The sequence below is a fragment of the Candidatus Neomarinimicrobiota bacterium genome, from assembly GCA_041862535.1.
Classification (GTDB): Bacteria; Fidelibacterota; Marinisomatia; order SCGC-AAA003-L08; family TS1B11.
In genome coordinates, this window is record JBGVTM010000336.1 from 1 (window position 1) to 9938 (window position 9938).

A 9938-nucleotide genomic window follows, 5' to 3' on the forward strand; every position below is an offset into this window, starting at 1 on the left:
CCACTTCAGAAACTGCGTTTCATCGGTCTTATCGAACTTGCGCACCTGGTCACCAGCCAGGGTGAATATCCGGATGGTGGTCTCGGATACGGAAGCCGGCGGCAGATGGTTGAAGGTCACAAAGCGATCGAAACGATTGGCTTCCTGCGGGTTATACGCATAGTATGGGTTCGGGAAAACGTTGATTTTTTCAACTTCAATCTTAGCACTATCCGCACTCACAACCGCCGCAGCCGGGGCCGTGAATGCAAAGATATCGTTCTCCGTATTCGCCTTATTAGTCACGAACCAGACCTTATGCCCCCAGGGCGGTGTGGCCCCATCCAGATACATAGCGAACAGCATTGCCGTTATAACCGGATACTGGTACTCTCCAGTTCCTCCACCCCAGGTGGTATTCGCCGATGTTGCCAGACTATTGTCAACGATATACAGCGCCTCATTAGCCGGATCGTAGGAGATATCATTGCCGCCAGCATCGTAGCCAACCCAGCAATAAATCGGCTCATACGACGGAACATGGTATAGAGGGCACTGCCACACATATTCGCCATCTTCAATCGGCATATTCCAGGTTCCATCTCCATCGGTATCATAAAATCCAGCAAATAACCGTTGTCTTTCACCAGTTTCGAAAACGTGGCGATAAACGGCAAACGGCGCATAGTCAGCATCACCAGTCAGGGAGTCAAAATGAACCTCCTCGGCACTATAATCCCAGGTAATGGACGAATCGCCGAAGTCGATCTCAAAATCGTCCATCCCCCAGTAGCCGAACCGATCCCAGTCCCTGTTACCCGGCGGCAGGTTGCATGCACCGGCACGGTTGGACACGATGTAACCGGTAGTACCAAGACTCGGCACAAGAATGGACACTCGCGGATCCAACAGAACATCGCTAGCGTCGGTCTCATACACCTGCTTTACGCCTAATTCTGGTCCAGAGACCTTTGCCTGAAGCCCATCGAAAATCGGCTGATCGTCGGGATCCAGGCTGGTTTTCTGAACTACATCAGCAACCACAACCTCCCCTGAGGCTGAGTCGATCACGCTCCAAAGCAATTCACCATAAGTGGCAGAACTTGTGTCTACATCCTCCTCAAATACGATCTGGTAGGTTAGACCCGTAACCTCATTCGGATCGATCACTTTGACCTCTACCTGACCATCACTGGGACCGGTATGCCTGATTGAGAGCATATTACCATAACTGGCATCTAAAACGGTACCAGGCTTAAGCGGCTGAATGGTGACCGGCAGCGCAATCAAGGCCGATTCGAGGGTTTTATCCTCAATCAATTCCGGCGCAGCATTGTAGTTATACGCCGTTACAGCATAGTAATAGGTGGTGCCATTATATAAAGGATCACCATTAATATAGTTTTTGTCAAGCGTAATGTACCGCTGTAGGCCTTTATCGGCTCCGAACTGAACCGGCACTTCCACCACCTGCCCATATTCCGGCAGGAAGCGATTGCCCGTAATCGTCGTAACCTCATTAACCAGGTCAAACGTGGCGATCAGTTCAGCCTGGTCCTTGCCGGCACCCGGATTGGGGAGCTGATAGACATTATAGCCTTCAAATTCGTAACCCGCGATGATTAAATCTTCGGTTGCGGCAATTGCATTCTTAGAGGTGCCCCAATTCAATACCACCGTATTTTCAAACGGAACGGTCTCAACAACCGGACCGGCGGGCGCCTTGGGAACGGTTTTAAATAAATCATCATAGAGCTGTTGGGCTACGGCATCGGTCAATTTCAAATCCGCCACGGAGCTCAGATTGTCATCCCCCAAGCCCCCTACGACAGCCACCACAATCTCCTGAGTATCCCCGGCAGCCATCGCAAAGGGACCGGACACCACCACCATACGACGGTCAGACGCCCCTATGTTCATCCCCTTACCGTCAACATCGCCCGTACCGGCTACCGGATCACCAGCCAGAGGATATTTCGTGCAACCAGCACTGGGATCATTACCTACATAATAACATGTCGGATCGTCGAGCTTCACAGTGGGGGTATAACCTTTGAGGAGGTTATACCACTGCAACGTTCCGTCATAGACACCTTGAATGGGGTCGCTAATATCCGAACCGGCGGCAAACCACCCAAAGGAGGTCATGGGGAGGTTCTTATATCCCGGTTTTGGCTTCAAATCAACAATGGCGGTATCGCCGGGAGATTCAACAATCGGCCCCTGGAAAAAGTCATATCCGATTGCTGGGACCGCAATACCAAAATCATCGTAATCATCATCGGTAGCAAAATAATTATAGGCATAACCCAGACTCAGGAGGGTATCGCAGCCCACCACGTCATCCGCATAATTACCTACATCAGGATCGCACCATTGGCCGGCATACATGTCGGTAATTTCTTTGCCGGACTTATTGATGAATTTAAACTTCTTAAATACAATCTGCCCCAACCGGGCAGCCGGCTGGTTGTAGGCCCAAAGGGTTACCTGGAGCTCCAGGCCAAGGGGCTGGGAACCATACATATACGTGGTTCTGGAGGCATCCAGATCATGCACCACAAACCAGATGACCTGATCGGCATTAGCGATACCCGGGGTCTCTCCATCATCCGGCTCATACACGCCATCCCCATCCAGATCATAGAAAGGAGCACCCAGATCTGTGGGCCAGTTTTCCCAGTTCCATTGGTAATCGTCGATGAACTCCTGGGCCATATCATCGGTAACGTCGCCTATAGTCATATCGTTTAACAGGGCATAGTCTTGCCTTACCTGAGCCGGCGTGAGGGTTGCCCAATCAGCTCTTATCCTGTAAATGCCCACTAGGGGGTCATTGGGATCAGCGGCAACCGGGTTGGTGGTGGCGGTTCCGGCTGTCTCGATCCATCCCTGGACGGTCCCGATACGATAGCACTGACCCCCTACCCGCGGGCCTGTGAGATCATCTTCGCGGTATCCGCCCCACATAAAACCATCCATAAAAATGGCGTAGGCAGTCCCTTTGGGATATCCCCCTCCAGAACCTCCGGCAGGTGTTATGGCCGACATACCATCTTGATATATCCAGTAGGCCCAGTTGGAAATATTGGACATACTTCGTACGGCCGGTCCCGTCGTGGTCTTATACGCCTTATATAAGGTCTGGCCTGGCCTGGATTCCGTATCATGCTTGGCATACAGTAATACTACTACACCCAAGGTAACGATGCTGAAAACGATGATTGCTTTACGCATCATGATTGCTCCTTAAACTTGATTGATAAGGATTATTTTCTCGACAGCCGAATCCCAAAGAAGATTTGCCGGGGATGTCCCCACAGCTGGCGCCCGATTTGACCCCAGTACGCCTGGCCGTTCTCGACATTGATCGCCTGGTACATATCAATATAATTTTGCCCACCGTAAGCCTTGATGAAGGCCTTGGAATAGTCGGGATCGCCCAGGAAGCCATCATCATAAGCACTGCCGGTTCTCTCATAGACATTGATGGGATTTTTCCGGTTTAACAGGTTCGTTGCGCGCGCATAGAACGTCACATCGTGACCCATGACACTGATGGTTTTATCAAGCCGCAGGTCCACGTTGAAGGTCCACGGGGTCACGGAAGCGCCAATCGTTTCCAGCGCTTGCCGCGAGCGGGTGTCAATCATGTAGTCGGTACCGGCGCTATAGGCCGAGACCTGCCCGCCAGCCGGCGCATACACGTAAGTGTACGGATGGCCGCTGGAGAAGGTGACCAGGAGGTTGGCACCCAGCTGTTCCAGCAGGGGACCGCCATCACCCTTATCAAACCGGTAATCTAACATGATCGCGCCTGTGTGCGCTTGAGAGTAATTCAGAGGATTAACAACCTTTGGCACCTCGCTGCCCATATAGACAGCCCCAACGTAGGCAGTCGTCGCGGAGCCGGTCCCTTCCGCATCCGTCAGGGTATAGTTCAGCATTCCGGCCAACCGCTTGACCCTCCGTAATGTGAGGCGGAACTCCAGCCCCTTGGTGGTAGCGAAGTCCCCATTAATGCGCCGCATATAGTCCGCCCCAAGGTCGGACCCAGGGGTAACTTCCTGATAAATAATATGGGTCAGGCCCTTAACGTTCTTGTAGAATCCGGTAATGTCAAACGCGGCCGAGGGCGTAATCTGCTGGCGGAAACCGACCTCGTAGGAGGTGGTTCGTATGGGTTCAAGTCCAAAACCGACGGCAACATTGCCATAATAATATCCACCCTGGTAGATCTGGCGCGATTGCTCATACGCGTTCCAATAGACATTATTTAATTCAGTCACCTGGATGAACTTGCCGTAGCCCAGGTAAAACACCGTCCGGTCAGTCACCGGGAAAGAAAAGCCGATCCGGGGACTGATCTCCGTGAAGGGTTTCATATCCTTCCACTGGCAATCCTCACTTTCTACATCGAGAATCATGGCGGATGTCTCATCCACCGTGACCGAGTCAGGACGAATCAGCGTTCTATCATCCGTGTCGAAATAATCAAAACGCAAACCAAGGTTGATAACCAGATCATTGAATTCGATCTTATCCTGAAGGTAGCCGGCCATGAACACTGGCTGCTTGGGTGCGTCGGCGAAAATGGGCTGCCCGGTTTTGGGGTTTCCGGACCAACTAAGCGAGTCCTGATCCCTATTATAAACCTTCCTCGCGTTTACCTCATTGCCATAAATGTCATACCCATAGGTCTCGACGCCACCAAAAGTCAGCCATTCACCTACAGGCACCTCCCCCACGTCGGGACCTTCCGTATCCGGATCACCGTAATGGGTGTACCCGGTCACGCTCGCATCCGGATCCGCCGCATAGATCATGACGCTGGGGGCGATATCAAAATACCTTACCGTATATTTTCTGGCGTCGACACCCAGTTTCAGTTCATGGTGGGTACTGATTTGACTCACGAAGTTGGCCGACCCGCCAATATAACTCTGATCTATGATGCGGTAGAAGTCGTTCGGGGCCCCATTGCGATCCATAGTGAACCCATTGATTCGATAGTTGAATTCGGGCTGCCAGGCGTTACGGTAAATAACCGAACTATCCGTGTGTTCGGCAACCGCGGTACTATCGTACCAGGCATGCCAGTTATGGCCAAAATAACTGTCCCCCCTCTCCAACTTATAGTCGAATAGATAGCCATTAAAGTCAATATACGTCTTGGGGGTGAGGAAGTAGGTCAGTTTTCCTGTCGCCAATAAACTGGTTAAATCATCGTAAATCTCACGCTCATTTAAGGTACTCAATATGGGTGTACCATCGATATAATACCGGCGGTCATTGTAGGTGGCAGACAAGCGTAACTTAAGCGGGGAGTAATCAAAGAGCAGGGTCCCGTTCAAATTAATCCTGTCTCCGGAATTACGGGTGGTAAATCCATCCTTATAGACCACCGTAACGGTATCATGCACCGGGTTATTGGGATTGTCATCCACTTGGTCTTCAAATTTGAACCCTTGAGTGAATCTTCTGATACGATCCCCCAGAGAATTATTTTCGCCGTGCATGAAGAAACGTATATTTTTTGTTAGCAGCGGACCGCCGATGGCAAACGATCCAATTTGATGCTGATAGGAATAAGTGTTGAAGAACTGCTCACCTTCATCGGCAAATTTATCCGTCTGGAAGTCAACCATATAGGTGAGATTAGACGTACCCGTTCTTAATTCCTGGCTAACAATACCCGCGTTGGCGCCCCCATGTTCAGCGGTATAACCACCGGCCAATACCTTGATTTCTTCGATGGCGTCTTGCGATACATAGACGGCATTCTCATTCGACAAGGGACTCACCGTCGAGGCCCCATTCACGTAAAATCCAACTTCATCAGCCCGCCCGCCGCGAATATGCACATTCTCATCTTGAATAATAACACTAGGTAGCAGGGCAATAATATCCTCGGTTCCACGGACGGGTATAGTCGCAATCTCTTCCGCGGTAACTAAAGATATGCTCGAGGTGGCGTTCTTGCTGACGAGCGGCCGCTCGGCAACGACTTCGATCATACCGAGCTCTAAAGCTTCCGAAGTGAGGGCGAAATTCCCTTCAGTTGTCAGTCCTGGTGTCACACGCAAGTTCGACAGGCGCACAGGCCGGTAGCCGATATATTCGCAGCGCACCGTGTAGACACCCGCCGACATACCGAGGATGGTGTAATTACCATCAACGTCCGAGGCAGCGCCTAGCGTCGTCTCTTCCACCAGGATGTTGGCGCCGGCCAACGGCTCGCCGGTGGCCTCATCGGTGACCTTGCCGGCAATCTTTCCCAGTTCCTGACTGAACAGAGTGAAGGGAATGAGCAAAATGATAACGGTATTGATAATCCGGTTCATGGTTGCTCCTGCTCCTTTTATGATGTGGTTAATGATGAATGGTTTAGATGGCAAAAATATACAAAACTCCCCTTATATCCATCTAAATGGAGATCTTGCTTAGCCGAATACCCTTGCAAAAAGGTTCCGTACTGAAACGTAATTATTGCACTTAAAAACAAAGGCACGAACCCAACAGGGCCTTTTAACCTATTAGGGCTATATCCCCTTCTGAACTTATTCGGTATCTATGACTACCCGTTTAAGTATACAACCGAAATTCAATTCAAGCAAATAAAAATTTGACCCAGATCACATCTCAACATTGAAGTTGCAGCACAGATGATTATAACTCCTTGTAACTTAATATATTATCTCAACTTATCTTGGCGGCCACCCACGGCGACGACCCTGGTAGAGGTACGATCGCTTATCGATCCGGGTATGCTCATTGAGGTGGAAGCTGATGCCATAATGATAAAACCATAAATGATACGGTCTATAGTTTTTGCAGTAGAAAGATCGAGGTTGCCGGCTGGTATGCTTAAATTGGTGTTAAGACATAAAAGCAGGCAAACGGCCAAAACCATGCCTTCAAGAAATCAACACCCGGTTTATCTTACCCTGCTGCGCACTGGCGAGCTGCAGCGGCGGGTAGAGGAGGCCCACCGGCTCCTATCCCTTTGTCACGTCTGTGCCTGGCACTGCAAGGTTGATCGCACCGCCGGAAAAGAAGGGGTCTGTCACACCGGGATTAAGGCGCGGGTGAGCAGTGCCGGCCCGCATCTCGGTGAGGAAGATGTCCTGCGTGGTTGGCGTGGTTCGGGGACTATCTTCTTCTCACGCTGCAACCTCCAGTGTCAGTTCTGCCAGAACAGTGACATCAGCCAGCAACCCGGCGGCCAGGAAGTGGAACCGGAAGAGCTTGCCGTCATGATGCTCGAGCTGCAGGATCTGGGGTGTCATAACGTCAACCTGGTTTCACCCAGCCACGTAGTGCCGCAGATTCTGGCTGCCCTGGCAGTAGCCGCAGAGCGGGGATTACGCTTACCGCTGGTGTACAACACCGGAGGCTACGACTCGCTGGAGATGCTCGCGCTGCTCGACGGGGTGGTGGATATCTATATGCCCGACATGAAATATGCTGATGCCGAGACAGCGCGCCGCTATTCGAAGGTGGTAAACTATCCTGCGATCAACCAGGCGGCGGTGCGGGAAATGCACCAGCAGGTGGGCGACCTCCAGGTGGACGAATCCGGGGTGGCCACTCGCGGACTGCTGGTGCGACATCTGGTGCTCCCGGAGGATTTGGCCGGGACTGACGAGATCGTGCGCTTTCTCGCCCAAGAGATCTCACCCGATACCTATCTCAACCTCATGGACCAATATCGCCCCGCCTACAAAGCCCATGAGTACCCAGTCCTCGCTCGCCCCATCACCAGGGAAGAATACCAGGAGGCTGTCCGGCTGTCTAAAACGGCGGGCCTGCGCCGGCTGGATGAGCGGCGGCCGCTCTTTCGTATTCTATGAACCCTCTATCGGACTCCAGCTCACCCTGCCTAACGGAGCTTACCCCCCATCTCCCGTGAGCTAGTGTAATCATGCCCCCTACTTCTACCACCCATTTGCCTTGTTTGAAACCGACGCTGGCTTCTAAATTTCGGGGCTTTTTCATAGTCCCTCTGACGAGCATTAACCGGTATATGATCTCAGCAATTCATCGAGAATATTATGACGTCCTTCAGGAATTTGGCCATCCGATTATTTGACCGGGACACCGACGTCAAGGGAGGCGAGGCCGCGCTTGCCCGGCTGAAAGAAAACCTGGGGCGCGAATATCCCTTGATCATCGGCGATAATACTTACACCAACGAGCGCAAGCTTAAAACCTCAAACCCCTCCGATCCGTCCCAGTATCTCGCCGTTTTTCAGAAAGCCACCCGGGAACAGACCGGTGAGGCCATCGAGCTGGCTCATGCGACCTTTAACTCTTGGAAGCGCACCTCAGCCCGAGAGCGGGCCGACATTCTCCTGCGGACGGCCGAGATCCTGCGACGGCGGCGGGATGAGGCCGTAGCCACCATGGTACTGGAAGCCGGGAAAAACTGGATCGAGGCGGATGCTGATCTCGCCGAGGCAGTAGATTTTCTGGAATTCTATGCCCGGGAAGCCCTCCGTTATGCCGAACCGCAACCGGTGACACCCTTTGAGGGCGAAGAGCCGGAGCTGTTCTACATCCCACTGGGCGTGGGCGCGGTCATCTCGCCATGGAACTTCCCTATTGCTATCCTCAGCGGCATGACCTCCGCCGCTATAGTCACCGGGAACACCGTGGTTCTCAAACCGGCCAGCGATACGCCCCTCACAGGCCACCTGTTGGTGGAGGCCCTGGCAGAGGCGGGTCTTCCCAAAGGAGTCCTTACCTACCTCACCGGCAGCGGGGCTGAAATCGGGGACTTTATTGTAGAACACCCACAGGTGCGCTTTATCGCTTTCACTGGAAGCATGGAAGTGGGCCTGGGCATCAACGAACGGGCCGCCAAAGTAGCCCCGGGCCAGATCTGGATCAAGCGGGTGATTGTCGAGATGGGCGGCAAGGACGCCATTATCGTCGACAGTGACGCCGACCTGAAGGCAGCCGTGGAAGGGATCGTTGCCTCCGCGTTCGGCTTCCAGGGTCAAAAGTGCTCCGCCTGCTCCCGACTAATCGTCCACGAACAAATCTACGAACCGCTCATGGAACAATTAGTGGCCCGGACCAAAACCATTACAGTGGGACCCCCGGAAGACCGCACAAACTTTATGGGCCCGGTTATCAATCAGGCCGCACTGGACAAAATCATCTCCTACGTCGAGATCGGTCGCAAAGAAGGCCACCTGCTGACAGGCGGCAACCAGATCGGTGACACCGGCTATTTCTTTGAGCCTACTATTATTGAAGACATACCGCCGGATTCAAGGCTCGCCCAGGAGGAAATCTTCGGTCCGGTGCTGGCAGTGCTGAAGGCCCGGGACTTCGACGAGGCGCTGGCGATTGCCAACAATACTATTTATGGCCTCACCGGATCGGTCTATGGGCGAAATCCGGATCACCTGAACAAAGCGAGAGCTGTTTTCCATGTAGGGAACCTCTATTTTAACCGCAAGTGCACCGGCGCCCTGGTGGGCGTCCATCCATTCGGCGGTTTTAACATGTCGGGCACCGATTCCAAAGCCGGCGGGACAGACTATCTCGGGCTGTTCCTCCAGGCCAAATCGGTCTCCCGGAAGCTTTAGGGTTGTCACCTTCACCCGTAGGTTATGGCCTTCGCAGCTAGAATTTGTTGGTTCAGCATGTTATTATGATTCAAAAGGTTAGGTATTGATGAAAAATGACAGAAAACGCATTGTGATCATGGGAGCCGCCGGTCGCGATTTCCACAACTTCAACACTTTGTACAGGGATAACCAACAGGTCGAGGTAGTTGCCTTCACTGCCACTCAAATACCCAATATCGATGATCGAAAGTACCCTGCTGAACTGGCGGGTCCGCTCTATCCGGACGGCATTCCCATCCTCCCTGAAAGTGAGCTGGAAAGTCTCATCGTGGATCAGCACACCGACGAGGTGGTTTTCTCATATTCTGATGTGCCTTA

The 9938-nt window shown here is 52.4% G+C and carries 5 protein-coding genes; 3 read left to right on the top strand and 2 right to left on the bottom strand.

Features of this window, described 5'->3' with window-relative positions; translation table 11 throughout:
* Together ACETWG_12110 and ACETWG_12115 are read right to left on the bottom strand one after the other, a co-directional pair.
* Positions 1-3219 (bottom strand): hypothetical protein (locus ACETWG_12110; GenBank protein MFB0517330.1); only part of this gene is annotated, 3219 nt, incomplete at its 3' end.
* 29 nt (positions 3220-3248) lie between these two features.
* Positions 3249-6323: a carboxypeptidase regulatory-like domain-containing protein gene (locus tag ACETWG_12115; protein ID MFB0517331.1), complete on the bottom strand. Its 3075-nt coding sequence runs from the start codon at positions 6321-6323 to the stop codon at positions 3249-3251.
* A 567-nt stretch (positions 6324-6890) separates the two neighbouring features.
* On the opposite strand from ACETWG_12115, the gene ACETWG_12120 reads away from it, so the two are divergent.
* From ACETWG_12120 to ACETWG_12130, 3 genes are all read left to right on the top strand, one after another.
* Positions 6891-7832, top strand: coding sequence for a radical SAM protein (locus ACETWG_12120; protein ID MFB0517332.1), 942 nt, complete (start codon positions 6891-6893; stop codon positions 7830-7832).
* 201 nt (positions 7833-8033) lie between these two features.
* Positions 8034-9578: an L-glutamate gamma-semialdehyde dehydrogenase gene (gene pruA, locus ACETWG_12125; protein ID MFB0517333.1), complete on the top strand. Its 1545-nt coding sequence runs from the start codon at positions 8034-8036 to the stop codon at positions 9576-9578.
* An 88-nt stretch (positions 9579-9666) separates the two neighbouring features.
* The coding region (locus ACETWG_12130; protein MFB0517334.1) for a GTPase at positions 9667-9938 on the top strand (272 nt) is incomplete at its 3' end.

Coding starts and splice junctions, on each gene's coding strand:
- ACETWG_12115 (MFB0517331.1), bottom strand. CDS start 6,323: ATGAACCGGATTATCAATACCGTTATCATTTTGCTCATTCCCTTCACT.
- ACETWG_12120 (MFB0517332.1), top strand. CDS start 6,891: ATGCCTTCAAGAAATCAACACCCGGTTTATCTTACCCTGCTGCGCACT.
- pruA (MFB0517333.1), top strand. CDS start 8,034: ATGACGTCCTTCAGGAATTTGGCCATCCGATTATTTGACCGGGACACC.